The sequence below is a fragment of the Halorussus halobius genome (assembly GCF_004765805.1).
GTDB classification, from domain to species: domain Archaea; phylum Halobacteriota; class Halobacteria; order Halobacteriales; family Haladaptataceae; genus Halorussus; species Halorussus halobius.
In genome coordinates this window covers 1-14,850 of record NZ_ML219773.1, presented here as the reverse complement: position 1 = coordinate 14,850, position 14,850 = coordinate 1, and the positions used below count along the sequence as shown (strand labels likewise).

The 14,850-nt window shown below is 63.0% G+C and carries 16 protein-coding genes; 11 read left to right on the top strand and 5 right to left on the bottom strand.

Going from position 1 to position 14,850, the window contains the following annotated elements:
* Window positions 1-20 precede the first annotated feature (20 nt).
* The 6 genes from EPL03_RS00075 (at window position 21) to EPL03_RS00050 (ending at window position 8,435) form a co-directional block, all read left to right on the top strand.
* Window positions 21-548, top strand: coding sequence for a hypothetical protein (locus EPL03_RS00075; protein ID WP_135827299.1), 528 nt, complete (start codon window positions 21-23; stop codon window positions 546-548).
* 9 nt (window positions 549-557) lie between these two features.
* Window positions 558-1,055, top strand: a complete 498-nt coding sequence (locus EPL03_RS00070; RefSeq protein ID WP_135827298.1) for a hypothetical protein — start codon at window positions 558-560, stop codon at window positions 1,053-1,055.
* Window positions 1,056-1,333: 278 nt separating this feature from the next.
* Entirely contained in the window at window positions 1,334-3,493 is a 2,160-nt protein-coding gene (locus EPL03_RS00065; RefSeq protein ID WP_135827297.1) for a phage tail tape measure protein, read from the top strand.
* Window positions 3,494-3,495: 2 nt separating this feature from the next.
* Window positions 3,496-3,969, top strand: a complete 474-nt coding sequence (locus tag EPL03_RS00060) for a hypothetical protein (RefSeq protein WP_135827296.1) — start codon at window positions 3,496-3,498, stop codon at window positions 3,967-3,969.
* Window positions 3,969-5,861, top strand: a complete 1,893-nt coding sequence (locus EPL03_RS00055; RefSeq protein WP_135827295.1) for a fibronectin type III domain-containing protein — start codon at window positions 3,969-3,971, stop codon at window positions 5,859-5,861. Before EPL03_RS00060 ends, EPL03_RS00055 begins: the two co-directional genes overlap by 1 nt.
* The gene (locus EPL03_RS00050; protein WP_135827294.1) at window positions 5,862-8,435 is read left to right on the top strand and encodes a fibronectin type III domain-containing protein; all 2,574 of its coding nucleotides are present in this window, start codon (window positions 5,862-5,864) and stop codon (window positions 8,433-8,435) included.
* A gap of 17 nt (window positions 8,436-8,452) precedes the next feature.
* Here EPL03_RS00050 and EPL03_RS19680 read toward each other — a convergent pair whose 3' ends face one another.
* The gene (locus EPL03_RS19680; RefSeq protein ID WP_168216149.1) at window positions 8,453-9,487 is read right to left on the bottom strand and encodes a hypothetical protein; all 1,035 of its coding nucleotides are present in this window, start codon (window positions 9,485-9,487) and stop codon (window positions 8,453-8,455) included.
* A gap of 107 nt (window positions 9,488-9,594) precedes the next feature.
* Between EPL03_RS19680 and EPL03_RS00040 the strand changes: the two genes are divergently transcribed.
* Window positions 9,595-10,392 carry a hypothetical protein gene (locus tag EPL03_RS00040; RefSeq protein ID WP_135827293.1) on the top strand — a complete coding sequence of 266 codons (798 nt, stop codon included), beginning with the start codon at window positions 9,595-9,597 and terminating at the stop codon, window positions 10,390-10,392.
* Between the two features lie 57 nt (window positions 10,393-10,449).
* Here the strand turns inward: EPL03_RS00040 and EPL03_RS00035 are convergent, their stop codons facing one another.
* The 4 genes from EPL03_RS00035 to EPL03_RS00020 are packed head-to-tail and all read right to left on the bottom strand — an operon-like array spanning window position 10,450 to window position 12,996.
* On the bottom strand, window positions 10,450-10,665 hold the full coding sequence (locus EPL03_RS00035; protein WP_135827292.1) for a hypothetical protein: 216 nt from the start codon (window positions 10,663-10,665) through the stop codon (window positions 10,450-10,452).
* A 48-nt stretch (window positions 10,666-10,713) separates the two neighbouring features.
* Window positions 10,714-12,528: a DEAD/DEAH box helicase gene (locus EPL03_RS00030; protein ID WP_135827291.1), complete on the bottom strand. Its 1,815-nt coding sequence runs from the start codon at window positions 12,526-12,528 to the stop codon at window positions 10,714-10,716.
* Window positions 12,525-12,719 (bottom strand): hypothetical protein, encoded by a 195-nt coding sequence (locus EPL03_RS00025; protein ID WP_135827290.1) that lies wholly within the window; start codon window positions 12,717-12,719, stop codon window positions 12,525-12,527. Before EPL03_RS00025 ends, EPL03_RS00030 begins: the two co-directional genes overlap by 4 nt.
* Window positions 12,712-12,996, bottom strand: coding sequence for a hypothetical protein (locus EPL03_RS00020; RefSeq protein WP_210424925.1), 285 nt, complete (start codon window positions 12,994-12,996; stop codon window positions 12,712-12,714). Before EPL03_RS00020 ends, EPL03_RS00025 begins: the two co-directional genes overlap by 8 nt.
* Before the next feature lie 187 nt (window positions 12,997-13,183).
* Between EPL03_RS00020 and EPL03_RS00015 the strand changes: the two genes are divergently transcribed.
* The 4 genes from EPL03_RS00015 to EPL03_RS00005 all read left to right on the top strand — a co-directional run.
* Complete coding sequence (locus tag EPL03_RS00015) at window positions 13,184-13,912, top strand: hypothetical protein (protein WP_135827289.1); 729 nt, start codon at window positions 13,184-13,186, stop codon at window positions 13,910-13,912.
* Window positions 13,912-14,052: a hypothetical protein gene (locus tag EPL03_RS19675; protein WP_168216148.1), complete on the top strand. Its 141-nt coding sequence runs from the start codon at window positions 13,912-13,914 to the stop codon at window positions 14,050-14,052. Before EPL03_RS00015 ends, EPL03_RS19675 begins: the two co-directional genes overlap by 1 nt.
* Window position 14,053: 1 nt before the next feature.
* On the top strand, window positions 14,054-14,584 hold the full coding sequence (locus EPL03_RS00010; protein ID WP_135827288.1) for a hypothetical protein: 531 nt from the start codon (window positions 14,054-14,056) through the stop codon (window positions 14,582-14,584).
* On the top strand, window positions 14,577-14,850 hold a 274-nt coding region (locus EPL03_RS00005), incomplete at its 3' end, for a hypothetical protein (RefSeq protein ID WP_135827287.1). The genes EPL03_RS00010 and EPL03_RS00005, both read left to right, overlap by 8 nt.

Below are 14,850 nucleotides of genomic sequence, written 5' to 3'. Positions count from 1 at the left end.
ACTCACGAGATCACAACACTATGGCAGAAGAAATCACGAGCGAACTGGAAGTGGAGGGCAGCGTCGTCGCGGTCCTCCATGTCGATGAGAGCGAGACTGAATCGGTCCGGACTGTCCTCGGAAACTGTACGAAAGATGACCTCAGCATCAGTACTGACGAGTCCAACGAGGACTTCAACCCCGGCTCGAAGCGCCGGACGAAACGCTACCGGACGAACAACACGATCGACGTCGAGGTCGCCTCGGCAATCGCGCCGGACCTCGCCGCCCTCGAGAAGATCGGCATCGTCGACAGCGACGGGAAGATCACGTTCGACTCGTCGGATCGGAAGACGCTGGCATCGGATGACGAGTACATCGAGGTAGCGTACTTCGACTACGACCCCGACTACTCGGCGGTCGATGTCGAAGCCGACTCGGAGCTGCTGCACCGCTTCGAGGACTGCGAGCTGACGAGCCCCGAAGTCGACCCGTCGTCGACGCCGCCGACTGCGTCGTGGACGTGGTGGGTCGAGGGCGGCTTCTGGGTCGACTACTCGAGCGCCTAAGGTGATTCAATGACCAGCACCATCGCGAACGCAGACGCGGCGAACGACGCTCTCGAGGCACAGCGCGAGCAAGAGCAGGAGCAACAGCGCGAGCAGGCCGAACTCTACGGGAAGGCTCAGGAACTGTTCGACGCTCGAGCGCGAGACACGTTCACTGTCGAACGCCACGGCGTCGAAATCGAGTTCCTCTACCCCGATCCTGAGACGCAACAGGAGTTCGAGGAGCGGCAGCAAACAGTCCTCGAAAAGGCACAAGACGATGCGGACCTGTTCGACCTCCTCGAGGAAGCCCAGGTCGGGATCGAGCAGATGGAGGCAACGCTGTCTGAGCACGCCGTCGACCCGTCGTTCAACGAACCTGCGGTCTGGCGTGAGACAATCGGCTTCACCGAAGACGAAGTCGGCGAGCTCTACCAAGATTTTTTGGCGCTTGGCGAGGGCGAGACGCAGTCGCAGCAGCTCGAGATGTTGCAGACTCTCCTATCGGACGATTCCTCGAGTGGCTGAACCGCGAGCACCGCTACCGGCCCGAAGACTTCTTCGCGATGGACGAGGCGGAGAAGACGTTCTGGATCACTCGGTATAGAAAACGACAGGAAGAGCGCTCGAAGCTCGGACATCAACTCTCAGTTTAAACGATGCCAACCATTTCAACACTAACCGCTGTCCTTGAGCTGGACAAGTCGGACTTCGAGGGCAAACTCGACAACGCGAAGCGGGATCTCGGCGGATTCGGGGAGCGAGCCCAGCAAACAGGTGAACGACTGACGTCCGCCGGAAAGACGATGACCGCAGGGGTCACGGCCCCGCTCACCGCGATCGGGGCGCTGTCGGCTCGCACGGCAGCAAACTTCGATCAAGCGATGCAGAAGTCGATCGCCGTGATGGGGGACGTCGACGCGACGATGCGCGAGGATCTTGAAGCGACCGCGCGCGACGTCGCGAACACGACAACTGTCAGCGCGCAAGAGGCGGCGGACGCCTACTACTACCTTGCCAGTGCGGGCCTCGACGCGGCGCAGTCGATGGAGGTGATGCCGCGCGTCGCCGAGTTCGCCGAAGCCGGCCAGATGAACATGGCGGAAGCGACGGACGTCGCGACGAACGTCATGTCGGCGTTCGGCCTCGAAGCCAGCGAGATGACCGAGGTAACCGACACGCTCACCGAGACCGTCTCGAACCACAACCAGACGATGCAAGACATGTCGACGGCCATGTCGACTGTCGCACCCGTCGCGTCCTCACTCGGCGTCGACATCGAAGAGACCTCGGCGGCAATCGGCCAGATGGGCGACGTCGGCATCCAAGGCGAGCGCGCGGGGACAGCGCTCCGGAACGTGCTCAGCCAACTCTCCGACGAGAGCAGCACGGCCGCGACGAAGCTCGAAGAGATGGGCGTCAAGACCCGGGACTCCCAAGGGAACCTCCTCTCGCTGACGAAGATTCTCCAGAACATGGAGCAGGCGGGCGTCGCGGCCGGCGATGCAGCCTCGATCTTCGGGACCGAGGCAGGCCCGGCGATGGCCGCTCTCATGCAGGAAGGCAGCAGTGCTCTCCAAGAGAACACGAATCAAATTCGCGACGCCGAGGGCGCGACGAAATCGATGGCGGCCACCCAGCGGGACACACTAAACGCAGAAATGCAGATCGCCCGCTCGAACATCGAGGACGCGGGCATCGCCATCGGGACGGTCCTGATGCCGATGCTATCGACCGCGACCGGCTACGTGCAGGGCGCGGCCGAGTGGTTCCAGAATCTCAACAGCACCCAACAGAAGACGATCATCGCGCTCGCAGGCGTCGCCGCCGCAACCGGCCCCGTTTTACTCACGCTCGGGACGATGGCACAGTCCGTTGTCGCGCTCTCCAGCGCGTACGGCGTCCTGTCCGGCGCATCCCTCTCGCTCTCGGGCGTTCTCTCCGGCGGGCTCGTCCCCTCGCTGGTCGCGACGCAGGTCGCACTCGGGCCGATTACGGTCCCGATCTGGGCGATCATCGGCGCGCTCGGCGCGCTCGTCGGTATCGTCGCCGGCGCGCACCATGCGTGGACGAACAACATCTTCGGGATTCGGGACACCGCAACGAACGCGTTCCAGACGGTGAAGGGGTGGCTTGACGCCGCGCCGACGTGGCTCCTCGGACTGCTGGGCCCGCTCGGGATACTCTACGGGGCCTGGCGAGAGAACCTCTTCGGCGTGCAGGACGTCGTCGGGAATGTCTTCGACTGGATCGGCGACAAGATCGGGTGGCTCGTCGATAAAATCCAGTCCATCCCCGGCATCGACATGGGCCCCAGCGACCCGTCCGATGCGGCCCCCGACCCCGGCGAGCTCGGCGACGAAAGCGCAGACGCAGGGGCCCAAGCCGGGCAGGACTACGCGGACGCGTTCGAGACGAACGCGCAGCCTGACCCGAGTACGATGACACCCGACCAGACCGAGGGACCGATTAAGGGCGAGCCGACCGAGGAGATGCGGGCGGCGCTCGTCGACGGCGTCGACGGCTACAAGGAATTCGACAGCACCGAGGAGGTCGAAGACGCGCCGACGAAGATCAACGAAGCACTGTTTGACGCGGTCGCGGAGTCGGGCGGCGCGTCGGCGGAGACGCTTGGCGTCAGCGAGTCCGAGTTCCAGACGCTTCGCGAGCGGTTCCGAGATGGGTCGCCGGGATCGACTGGGTCGTCGTCTGGGTCGCCGGGGTCAGGGTCGAGCGCGCCCGCCAGTCTCATAGCGGACGCCACGGAGTCGAGCTCGAACAGTGGGGGAGCGGCTCGGGTTGTGGAGGAATTGAAGCAGCTCCGGGACCTCCTCACGTCGTTGACTGTGGAGGGTAACCTCGAGGTCGACGATGAGGAGTTCGAGCGCTTCCTTCGCGGCCGGATTCGGGCTGAGTTCGGCGAGGAACGTGACCGGTTCCGTCGGGGCGTCGGAGGGGGTCGGTAGCGATGGGGGAGATTGCGCCGTGGACGCTTGAGACCGATGCCGGCGATGTTCGGGCGGACTTCCTTGACGGCCAACTCTTCAACACACAGCCAGGGGGAGAGATCGAAGCACGGTTCGTCTTCGTCCTCGACGGTGTCGACGAGACGCCAAGTGAGCGGCATGGACAGCTCCAGTCGCTGGTCGATGCGGCGGTCGACGGGACGACGATTCGGACGGGACGCACGCGCCGGGGGCGGCCGTACTACCGGGAGGTTCTCTCGGGCTTTCCGGACGTGGACTCGCTCTTGGTCGCGATGGTCCCCGACGAGGGCCGTGGCGGGGTGTGGGCGGTTCTTCGGTCAGGGGCTGATGCGACGCCGAGCGTCGAGCGAGACGTATTCGTGTGGGAGTTCGAGGCAACGGTGTTGACTCGGTACGAGGAAGGGGATAGTCGCGAGGATATCGAGGCAGCGTATCGAGACGAGGTGCGTGCCTGATGGTGACGGTGCTGGAGGATTTCGAGGATGGAACCGTCGATGACTGGACGGATAACGATGGGGACATGACCGTCGACTCGAGCGACCCGATTTACGGGGCGTACTCGGGATATATAGAAAATAATGGAGACGTAAACAAAGAAGCTCGTATCCAGCCCCCGACACCGTTCAGTTCGGATGTCTGGTTTTCGGTGAAAATCACGCCCCCGAACTTCCGCTCCACCGCTACAAACCCCGGTCTCGCAGTCACACTCGTACAATCCAGTGACTTCGCACGACTCACAACTATCTACCTCAACACAAATACTGGATACATCCAAGTGGACGACGACGACCTCTACGAATTCAACGAAGGAGCCGTCTACGACTTCCACATCATCCCGGACTTCGAGTCAGCGACGTATGATGTCGAGATTAATGGCGTCCTGGAGGTTCAGGACAAGTCATTCCAGTCTGCAGATTCATCCAGTACTATTGATACCTTAGAATTCGCGGTCGATACAGCGGGCGACGACAAGGGAGCGGACGGATGGATTGATGACATCAAGTATGCCGCTCCCCCAGCCGCCCCAACCAGTCTCTCTGCTGCATCCGCGTCCGACTCTGCAATCGACCTCTCGTGGGACGCAGCTGATGGCACGGACGACTACCACATCTATCGCGCCCAGGCATCGGGGAGCACGCTCAGTGACTACACGCAGATCGATAGCGTTGCTGCCAGCCAGACCACATACACTGACACGGGCTTGTTGAACGGCGAGCAGTACTACTACCGGGTTACTGCATCAAATCCCGATGGAGAATCTGACCCAAGCGCCGAGGCAGCAGCAACCACCAGCCTTCCCGCCCCCAGCAACGTTTCGCTCACTATTGACAGCCCTACCAGCGTGACCGTCACATGGACCGACGAGAGCGACAACGAGGACAACTTCAGGGTGGTCATTTACGAGGATGGCGACTGGTCATCTCGAACGGACCCTGGGCCGAACAGCGAGTCCCAGTCGATGTCGTACTCGGAGTCGACCGACGAGGTGCAGGCCCGGGTGTTGGTGGAGACAGAACATACGACATCCAGTTGGACGTACTCGGGGACGGTCTCGACCAACGTTTCGGGGCTGAGCGTCGACGCCACGCGGGAGACCGAGGTCGACCTGTCGTGGACTGAGGTCGACCAAACGGACACTTACGAGATTTTCCGCGCAGAATCCAGTGGTAGTGCGGAAAGCGACTACGTGTCCGTGGGGGCGACGACCGGAACGTCGTTCATCGACAGTAACCGCGAGAACGGGGAACGGTACTTCTACCGCGTTGCGGCAGTGTACGGGGGCGATGCGGGGGCGCTCTCGGGCGAGGTCGCCGCGACGACCGACTTGCCGTCTGCGTCCGGGATCGCGCTGGACACCGCCATCGAAGACGAGCTCACGCTCTCGTGGACCCGGAACGATAACTCCAGCGACGGGACGTGGGAGTTGTTACGGTCGACGGACGGTTCGACGGGGGCGGTCGTCGCGATGATCTCGGACCTCTCGCAAACCACCTATACGGACACGGGGCTCTCAGACGGTGAGAAGTACTACTACACCATCCGGCGAGAGACGGATCACACGGCCGCCGAGAGCGTCCAGGCCTCGGCAATCGCATTGCTGTCCGCGCCGACCGGCCTCTCCTCGCCCGACCAGGGAGCAACTACTATCGACCTCTCGTGGACGGCCAACCACGACTACGGCGAGACGCGAATCGACTACAAGCCGACCGACCAGTCGGAGTGGCAGACCCACGGAACCGTCGCTCGGGAGACCGAGCAGTACACACTCGACGGCCTCCGGAATGGCGAACTGTATGATATTCGGGTCGTCGCTCAGACCGAGCACACCACAACGGAGGACGCATAGATGCCCATCCAAGTCCAGACCAACCTCCCAGACGAGGATCCACCCCAGCTGGGGAACGGCGTCGAAGACGAAGTTGCGGTTAACCGCGAGACCGCGGTCTCGAACTACGGCTCAGTCCGAATCCAGATCCGGGAGACCGGCGAGTCGTCGTGGGACTCGTCGGCGACCGGGTTCGGCGAGTTCATCGGCAGCTACGACACGCTCACGATGGAATTCGTGGGGCGAGAAGACGGCGAAGAATACGAAATCCGGGCAAGAACCGAGACCGAGCACGTCACCGGCAGCTGGACGACTCCCGTCTCGATCGTCACCGAGTTCCCGGGAGCAACAGGACTCACGATTACTGACACGACCGGGAACTCGGTGACATTCGAGTTCACGGATAACGCCGACAACGAAGCTGGCGTTCGAGTCTGGCGACGCGACGAACGAAATCCGCTCCGTGACACTGGCTACACCGACTGGGAGATCGTGACGACGCTCGACCCGAATCCAGGGACTGGCCTCGTCGAGCACACCGATACTACGGTTGAGCAGAATCACGACTACGAGTACTACGTCGAACCGTACACGCCCTACACGAGCGTCGACTCCAGTACTGTCGCGACGACCACAGACCTCGATGTCCCCGACGAAGGATGGTTCATCGTCCTCGAGGACGAGACGGGCGAGCGAGCCACCCTCAATGACAACGATCTCGATACCCGTTCACCGACACTCCAACCTGAGGTCAGTGCTGTCGCCCGCTGGCGCGTCGACCTCCCCCGGCTCGACCACCTCCGAGACTGGCTCGCCAGCGAAGCCTACCTGTACTATAATGGCAGCGTCTGGATGCGTGGCCCCTACACGCGCTATCATCCCGACGGCGGTCGTTCCGATGCCAGCGCCCAGCTCGAAGGCCTCGGCATCCTCGACGATCTCGACCGAGGCGGAACGTCGTTCGATGTCCAAAGCGAACCGGGCTATGAAGCGGTTGACCGGTTCGGAACGGAGGAACTCGACGGCTGGACAGTTGACGTCACGCCCCCTGCAGAAAACATCGTTGACGAGAACTTCCTGGTCCAGGACGCCAGCAGCGACAGCGAACTGGAGACCGTGTTCTGCGAGGCACTTAGCTCGGATGATATTCCGTCCGAGGTCGATAATGGACTCAAGCCAAAGCAGGTCTGCTGGACGGCTGAAGCCGAAGACCAGACCCTCGGCGGTGGGGGCGGGACATCAATCGACGAGGAGATGTCCGATAATTCAGCAGTCTTTTTCACCGATGTTGGAGAGTACGTTGAATACGAGATCACGCCAGAGTACGCCATTCCGGCTGGCGAACTTGTAGTGGCAGTTCGGACGAAGCCACTGGCATCTCAGGGCGTCGTCGACGTCGACTGTATCGTCGACGACGAAAATCTCGGAAACGTGACCATCGGTGGCGCTGGAACGTTCTGGATCGAAACAGATCCCTATCCAAACGAAGTCTCCGCCGGCGAGACGCTCACAGTCCGACTGGAAGTCGTCGGCAGCGGTGATGCCGGCTACCTCATCGACGTGCTCGCCCCGCACGACGCCAGGTACGCTGACGCACTCACCTTCGACAATAGCGTCGACAGCAACTACGCCCTCGATGGCCCCGAGTTGTACGCGCCAATCACGCTTGAAGCCGACCCATTCAGTCAAGAGTTCAACATCGCACTCGCCGACCTCGCCGTCGCGATGAACGACACCAGTCGCGGCCAGCGCCTCCAGGCCTCGAACGACGGCGGCTCGACCTGGCATCCCAACGACGGCACCGAACAGCACACGACGTCCATCACCGCCGACTTCGCGGCAGCAGCGGTCTACGGGACGGAGATCCGAGGCCGCGTCACGCTCGACGGCTACGGCAGCCGGGATGCAACCACGCCGAAGCAAGGCTACCAACCCCAAACGCTCACCGACTGGGAACTCCAAATCACAACGAACGCTCTCCGGGTCATCGACGACCAGACCTATACCGGCAGTCCGTTCGAGATTCTTGACTCCATCGCGGACGACTCCGGGCTCATGTTCGTCCCCGAGTACCGCGAGGACGACCGCGTGATCAAGGCGTTCGCGCCGGGGGACGAAACGACGGACGTCGACTGGACCACGGTTGACGCGGACCCGGTGGATACAGTCGAAGGCTACTATAATACGATAACCGTGCTCGGGCCCAAGGACGATGATGGGGAGCGGCTCTCGGTAACCGCATCCTCGGATGCAGCAATCGATGAGCGGGGCGAAATTGAGGGTCCAGCTGAATTCCGGCCGGACGCCGAGACGGAAGCCGAACTCATCTCGATTGCTCGCCGCCTCGTTGCCGAGGGTGTCGCGAAGGACACTGTGACGGGGTCCGTGTCGATTGAATCCCAGTTCGTCCAACCGGGGTACGCATTCGATGTCGAGGCGTTTACCGACCTCGACGCGGACGCGGGTCCGTTTGTCCTTCAGGATGCGCGATTCGAGTGGGGGGAGATGAAGTTAGATTTCGAGGCGCGAACTAGTCTGGCTCGCTCACTCCGAGCAATTGAAACGGAGATTCGCACAACGAAACGAGCACTCTAACATGTGATTCGTGGCGGTTACGTGCTGGCGTTCTGTTCTGCCTCACGCTCGCGCTCTGCCGCGTACGAGTTTTGATTATCGATGTGGGTTTCCAGCGAGGAGGCGCTCCCGCTTAGGTGGTCGCTCGCGTCATCGAGCGCCTGTTTAGCGGTGGCGAGCTCGTCTGCTGCGTCACCGTACTCGCTTCGCGCGATATTGTAGTCCTCGCTGTCGAATGCATCATCGCCGGCACTAATCGCCTCCATCGCGTTCGCGAATGACTCTCCGGCATCGGTAATCGCTTCGAGAGTCTGGCATTCCATTCGAATCTGGTACAGTTTCTTTTTCGCGTCATCTCCGCTCATAAACGGGACCTCCCCGAAACCCTGTAACACCATCGACGCTGCGCGATCCTTGTGCGCGACTGCATCCGAGACTGCCGGCGAGAGATTGCTCATCGCAGACGTGATCTTCGACGTGTTTTCGTTCCGAGCGCCTTGGAGGAGGCTTTCGACTCGCGGATAGGCCTCCGTGAGCGCGTCCTGTGTGCGCGTCACGTGCTGGAGGAACGACCCCACACTGTCGAGTTTCTGAACGACCTGGAGTTGGTCATCTGTAGCGGTTTCTTCTGCGGCGTTGAGTTCAGCGAATGCATCGTCGAGGCGACTGAGGGTGCTGTCGGCAGTGAAGTCGCTCGATTTAGCGGAGATTGACGCGAGATCGGCATCGCCTGCGTTACCGTCCAAGAAGTCATCGTAGGCCTCGAACAGGAGGTCTCTCGTGTCCTCAAGACGGGCTTCAGTCTGCTCTTCTGGATCGGGCGTTTCTGTCGTCTCGGTCGTTGTCTCGGTGGTCGTCTCCGTCGTCGTCGTCTCGGTCTCCGTGTCCGTTGTGGCTGTGGTCTCCGTCGACGGCTGGGTCGTCGACGTCGTGGACGCGGTCGTAGTCGTGGGGGTTCGCGTGACAGTGACCGTCACGGTCCGGACCTCGGATTCGTCGTCGTTGCTGCCGACACAGCCGGCGAGCCCCATCGTGCTGGCTGTGATCGCGCCGAGGAACTGACGGCGGTTCATGCTGGATTCAATTCAAGTGACTGTTGTAAACGTATCGCCCACAAGTATATACGAACTAATCGGATACCATCACAACACTAATACGTATATTCTCACTACATTTCGCCATGGATAGACGACGATTCCTCCTCGGCACCACCGGACTACTGACCGCACTCGCAGGCTGTTCCGGCGGGGACTCGACTCAAGACGACACGACCGACGCGGCCGCCAACTCGGACACCACCACGGCAGCATCCGACCCAGCTCCCACGACGACGGCGGGCGAGGGCTCGGGAGCCGACACAACGACGGTCCAATCTGGGTCAGCGACGACGACCAGCGAGGCCGCGTATACCGTTCGCGTCGAGTTCGACGGCGAGTGGCAAGGCAGCATCACGACGGACGGGTCGAGCCGGTCGGTTCAGGGCTCCGGGACGGAGTCGTTCACGGTGACCGGCGACCCCTTCATCGTGTCCGCGAACGCGCAAAAGCAATCCGACGGTGATGGAGAGCTCACCGTTCAAATCCGTGAGGACGGCGAGGTGATCAGCGAGCAGAGCACGACCGCCGCGCACGGTGTCGCGCAAGTCACGTCCGAGAGCGGGAGTAGCATCTCAGATGGATCGACTAGTAGTGAGAGTACGACGTCCGGGTCCGAGGATACGTTCGAGTTCAAAATCGTGTACGATGGAGAGTGGTCTGGGTCGATTAGCGCGGGCGGGTCGGCGCGCACCATTGAGGGGTCTGGAACGGAGACGATCTCGATCGATGGCTCGCCGGACATCATCTCGGGGAACGCGCAAAAGCAGGACGAGAGTGGTGCCGAGTTGACGGTGCAGGTCCTGCAGAACGGGGACGTGGTGAAAGAGGCGAGTACGAGCGCCGAGTACGGGGTCGCGCAAGTATCCTACTCGTCGTTCTGAGAGCGGTGCTTGCGAGCGACGCCGGTCGGACTGGCATCTGTGAGTTTTCTCGCGCCCCTAATACGCCATCCAGAGGTATAAGATGGCTGCTAAGACGACTACTGCGCCGAGTCTTTTGAGCAACCGTTCGAGAGTGGTCGTTCGATTGTGTCCGAACTGGCCCCCGTTTCTCGGTTGGCCGAAGATGGCGTCTCCGATGCTAGCCGCAAAGTACAGAACGGCCAGCCCGAGGATACCTCCGCCCGCCCACAGCGCAGATTCTGGGAGTGCCATATCTGACGCCGATTGCCTCAGACTACAAGAACGTTCCGGCGGTAAACATTATGCCTCGACTTCCGTCTCGGTCACCGTTGTCCCGCGCTCGCGAAGGTAGTCCATCTGCTCGCGGGCGTACTCCTCTTCGCGACTCCCACGGGTCGCCAACACGTAGGCGTCCGCGCCGCCGAACGGCCGCATCACGCGGCCGACGCGCTGCGCGCCCTGCCGGCGACTGCCCCCGAGCATCGACGCGATAATCACCACGTCCACGTCCGGGATGTCAATCCCCTCGTCGGCCACCCGCGAGACGATCAACCCCTGGATCTCGCCCTCGCGCAGCTGCTCGTAGTAATCCTCGCGCTCGGAGTGCCGGGTCTCGCCCTGTACGAACGGCAGCCCGAGCGCGTCGCTGTACTCCTCGCCTTGGTCCGTCCAGCCCGAGTAAATCAAGACCTTCTCGCCCGCGTGCTCGTCGAGGAGCCGCCGAGTCTCTTCGAGCTTTGCGGGGTTCGCCGAGGCGGCGACCATCCGCTTGATGCCCTCCGCATCCCGATAGCGGTCGCGGGCGCTCTCGTCGGCCCACGGGACGAACCGGACCTCGACGTCGGGCCGGTGGACCCAGCCGTCCTCGTAGAGTTCCTCCCACGTCGACGTCAACGGCCGGCCGATGAGCGTGAAGATCTCCTCGCTCTTCCCATCCGACCGGACGGGCGTCGCGGTCAACCCGAGCCGGGCCCGCGACTGGATGTCCGCCGTCCGCCGCCAGACGCTCGCGGGAACGTGGTGGGCTTCGTCGAAGGCGACGAGTCCCCACTCGCGGTCGAACAGCTTCCGGCCGTGCCGGGATTTGGACGCCATATCGTAGGTCGAGATCGTGACCGGCCGGATGTTCTTCTCGCCGCCGTGGTACTCGCCGATCTTCCGGCGGCCGTACCCCATCTCGCCGAGCGTGGTGTGTTCGAGGAGTTCGTCCTTCCACTGCCCGGCGAGCTCTCGACTCGGGACGAGGATGAGGGTTTCTTGGCCGAGGTCGGCCATGATGGCGAGCGCGGCGATGGTCTTGCCCGCGCCGGGCGGCGCATCGATCACACCCGAGCCGGCGTCGCGGAAGCGGTCGACCCACTCCTGTTGGTAGGGGCGGAGGTCGAGGCCGTCGACGAGGTCGATGTCCAACCCTTCGCCGGTGTCGAGGTCGCGCTCGTCGAGCGGTGGGTAGCCAGCATCGTAGAGCGTCTCCTTGACATCGGCTTCGCCGCCGGCCTTGATCCGCATCTCCCGGTCGGAGAGATACTGCGTGTAGTGAGTGTTGTGTTCGAGGTACTCCTTGGCGACGTCCTCGAACAGGTCGGTGGTGTCGGCTTCGAGGACGGTGTAGCCGTCGGGGTGGGTGCGGAGGCGGAAGGCGTGGCCGCGCTCCCACGTCTGCCGGAGTTGGCTTTCGACTGATTCGGGGAGCGTGCCGACCGTGGCGGCGTAGTCGTCGAGGAGGACGCCGACGCGCTCGTAGGGGCTGGTCCAGACGTCGAGCGGGCTGGTCTCGTAGATACTGGCATCGCCGTCGTGGCTGGTCTCGACGAGGTGCGCGAAGTTCCCGAGCGTCGTCTTCGTCTCCGGCGTCGGCGTGTCGACGTGCAGCCGGAGCTGGCTCGGGTACAACCGGATGCGTTCCTCTCGGTCGCGGTCGTCGTCGGTGACGACGGTGCTGGTGTGGGCGAGTTCGTGCTGGCGGGAGAGGTCGTCGATCTCCTCGGCGAGCGCGAGCAGATCCCCGGGCGTCGCTGCGCGGATCGTGTCGGCGAGTTCCGCGAGGGAGAGGTCGCCGTCCGTGAGCGCCCGCAGCGAGCGTTCGGACTCTGGGTCTTCAAGTTCTGCGCTCATGCGTTCTCGTCCTCGTCGAGGGAGCCAGCTTCTGCGAGGAGTGCGAGCTGACGGAGCGTGTTTTCGAGGTCGGTGCAGATTTCGGCGAACTGGGTTTCGCCCTCGATGTCGAGGCCGTCCGCGTCGATCTCGTGGTGTGCGGTGTTGACGTAGTCGGCGGCCTGCCGGAGTGAGAGGTGTGGCTCACTCATCGCTCTCACCGTCCTCGTCGTCGCGGGGGTCGCTGACGAACGCGAACTCGCGGGTTGGTTCGTGGACGACGCGAACGTGGTCGTTTGCTTCGAGGATTTCCAGTCGGTTGTAGACGCTGTTTCGGGAGAATCCGGTTTCGTCGACGAGTCGGCCTTTGGTGGCAATCCCCCATGGGCCGTCGCCGCCGCGCCCTTGTTTTAGGAAGTCGAGGATTGCGCGGTCGGTCTTCGTCAAATCGTCGGCGTCCATGATTTCGTCTTCGTGGTCTAACGCCATGTGCATAATAACATGGCGTGCGCACTTAGCACTTTTCCTAAACCATGGCAATATAGATGTGCAGGATGCACAAAGTATAAGGTGCCGGGGATACAAGTGGGTAGTAAGGAGCGGGGGACACCGGAAGAATCCGGCCGGCCGTTGCAGCGGCCGACCTCGTGCTCCAACCCAGAAGGTGAAGCAATCTATGAGTTCCACACGCTGCGACAAGAACGCATCGAACGACGACCACCTCGACGCCCAGACGCGCGAGTTCGTCGACGCCCTCGACCACGGCCCATTCGCCGTCGACGACATCACCGCCACAGCCGAGAACGCGGGCGCGCTCCACGTCGTCGAAGCCACCCTCCACAATGTCGGCCAACGCAACGCACTCAAACAGTACGCCCAGCGCTACGAGTTCCGCGAGACGCAGCTGGCGGCCGACCGAACGGACGCCACCGACACCGCGCACGTCCGATTCGCTCGCCGCCCCGACACCTCCGACGAGACAGCTCAGCCCGATAGCGGATGCCGGACCAGCCCCACGCCAATCCTCCCCGACGACTGGACCCACCGCCGGGGCAACGGCGAGGATGTCTTCGAGCACGCCGAGACAGACCTCACCGTCACAATCTCGAAGCGATACGGACAGTCCGGCCGATACGACGACGTGACGTGGAGCGGGATGATCCGTCGCGGCGACGGTCACGGCGAGCCCTTAACGTGGGGTGACGTCCTGAGTCAGGGCGCAATCTACGCGGCCGCCGCGAAATTCGCCGCCGGCACGCCCGACGGTAGCTACGACCCCGAAGAGCATCTGCCAGACAGTATCGCTGACCGCGACCGGCCACGCTGGCCTGACGTCCTCGGCTACGACGACGCCGACAGCACGCAGCGACCATGGCTCGCCGACCAAACCGACGGTGATGCCTGATGGCCTGCGATTGTGATGCGGAGACGGACGTCACCCAGACCGTCTCGCGCGACCCTCGGACGGGCCGCGACCACGTCCAGTACATCTGCACTGAGTGCGGTGACATCGTCGACAACCCGGATAATGGGAGGATGGTCTAAGATGCCGGCTTACCTCCGTATCGAGGGCCTCGACCCCGAGGACCTCGACGACGCCGACCCCGAGTTGTTCAACGACCTCGCGAACGGCGTCTTCGCCCACCTCCGCGACGAAGCGCCCGCGCTCTACGAGCACCACGAGGGCGTCATCCCCGTCCGCCAGCCCGAACACGACCCACGCCTGCTCGACACCACAGCCGTCTACGCGCACCGCGACGCCTCAGTCGACGACGGCCCCGCCGACCACGTCCACTGCAGCTTCGAGGGCGACGTCAACGGGCTCGACGACCCAGCCGCGCACTCGGGCGGCCCGCAGACGTTCGCGGAAATCGAACTCACCCGACAGTTCGACGACGAGAAGGGCCGCCTCGACCACGACGCGTGGCGCGCGTTCGTCGAGTCACTCCCCAGCGAGACCGAGCGCGAAGAAGCGGGCGACCCGCCGGTCCGGGTCGGCACGCTCTACCACGACGGCGACCAGGTCGTGCGCGTCGAGTTCGACGAGGATGTCTTCGATGAGGTGAGCGATGAGTAGCGACCTCGTCGACGCGCTCCAAGACGCCGGTTTCGAGCCGGTCGACTCAGACGCGCGCGGCGGCTGGGCCTCGAACGGCGACCACACGCTCCAGATCGTGACCGAGCACGGTCCTCGCGGGCTTGGCCCGCACGAGGTCACCGTGTTTGACTCCCCTGCAGACAGCATCGACATCGTCGAGGACGTCGTCGGCCGCGTCCGCCATCAGTCCCACGGCATCGCGGTCCGGAACGCCCTTCAACTCCTCGAAGAGACCCCTGATGGCG

What these genes read in the sequence shown, in the direction of transcription:
- EPL03_RS00035 (WP_135827292.1), bottom strand. Translation starts at nt 10,665, where the DNA reads ATGGCACTCCCAGAATCTGCGCTGTGGGCGGGCGGAGGTATCCTCGGG.
- EPL03_RS00065 (WP_135827297.1), top strand. Translation starts at nt 1,334, where the DNA reads ATGACCGCAGGGGTCACGGCCCCGCTCACCGCGATCGGGGCGCTGTCG.
- EPL03_RS00055 (WP_135827295.1), top strand. Translation starts at nt 3,969, where the DNA reads ATGGTGACGGTGCTGGAGGATTTCGAGGATGGAACCGTCGATGACTGG.
- EPL03_RS00015 (WP_135827289.1), top strand. Translation starts at nt 13,184, where the DNA reads ATGAGTTCCACACGCTGCGACAAGAACGCATCGAACGACGACCACCTC.
- EPL03_RS00060 (WP_135827296.1), top strand. Translation starts at nt 3,496, where the DNA reads ATGGGGGAGATTGCGCCGTGGACGCTTGAGACCGATGCCGGCGATGTT.
- EPL03_RS00050 (WP_135827294.1), top strand. Translation starts at nt 5,862, where the DNA reads ATGCCCATCCAAGTCCAGACCAACCTCCCAGACGAGGATCCACCCCAG.
- EPL03_RS19680 (WP_168216149.1), bottom strand. Translation starts at nt 9,487, where the DNA reads ATGAACCGCCGTCAGTTCCTCGGCGCGATCACAGCCAGCACGATGGGG.
- EPL03_RS00020 (WP_210424925.1), bottom strand. Translation starts at nt 12,996, where the DNA reads ATGGCGTTAGACCACGAAGACGAAATCATGGACGCCGACGATTTGACG.
- EPL03_RS19675 (WP_168216148.1), top strand. Translation starts at nt 13,912, where the DNA reads ATGGCCTGCGATTGTGATGCGGAGACGGACGTCACCCAGACCGTCTCG.
- EPL03_RS00010 (WP_135827288.1), top strand. Translation starts at nt 14,054, where the DNA reads ATGCCGGCTTACCTCCGTATCGAGGGCCTCGACCCCGAGGACCTCGAC.
- EPL03_RS00040 (WP_135827293.1), top strand. Translation starts at nt 9,595, where the DNA reads ATGGATAGACGACGATTCCTCCTCGGCACCACCGGACTACTGACCGCA.
- EPL03_RS00075 (WP_135827299.1), top strand. Translation starts at nt 21, where the DNA reads ATGGCAGAAGAAATCACGAGCGAACTGGAAGTGGAGGGCAGCGTCGTC.
- EPL03_RS00070 (WP_135827298.1), top strand. Translation starts at nt 558, where the DNA reads ATGACCAGCACCATCGCGAACGCAGACGCGGCGAACGACGCTCTCGAG.
- EPL03_RS00030 (WP_135827291.1), bottom strand. Translation starts at nt 12,528, where the DNA reads ATGAGCGCAGAACTTGAAGACCCAGAGTCCGAACGCTCGCTGCGGGCG.
- EPL03_RS00025 (WP_135827290.1), bottom strand. Translation starts at nt 12,719, where the DNA reads ATGAGTGAGCCACACCTCTCACTCCGGCAGGCCGCCGACTACGTCAAC.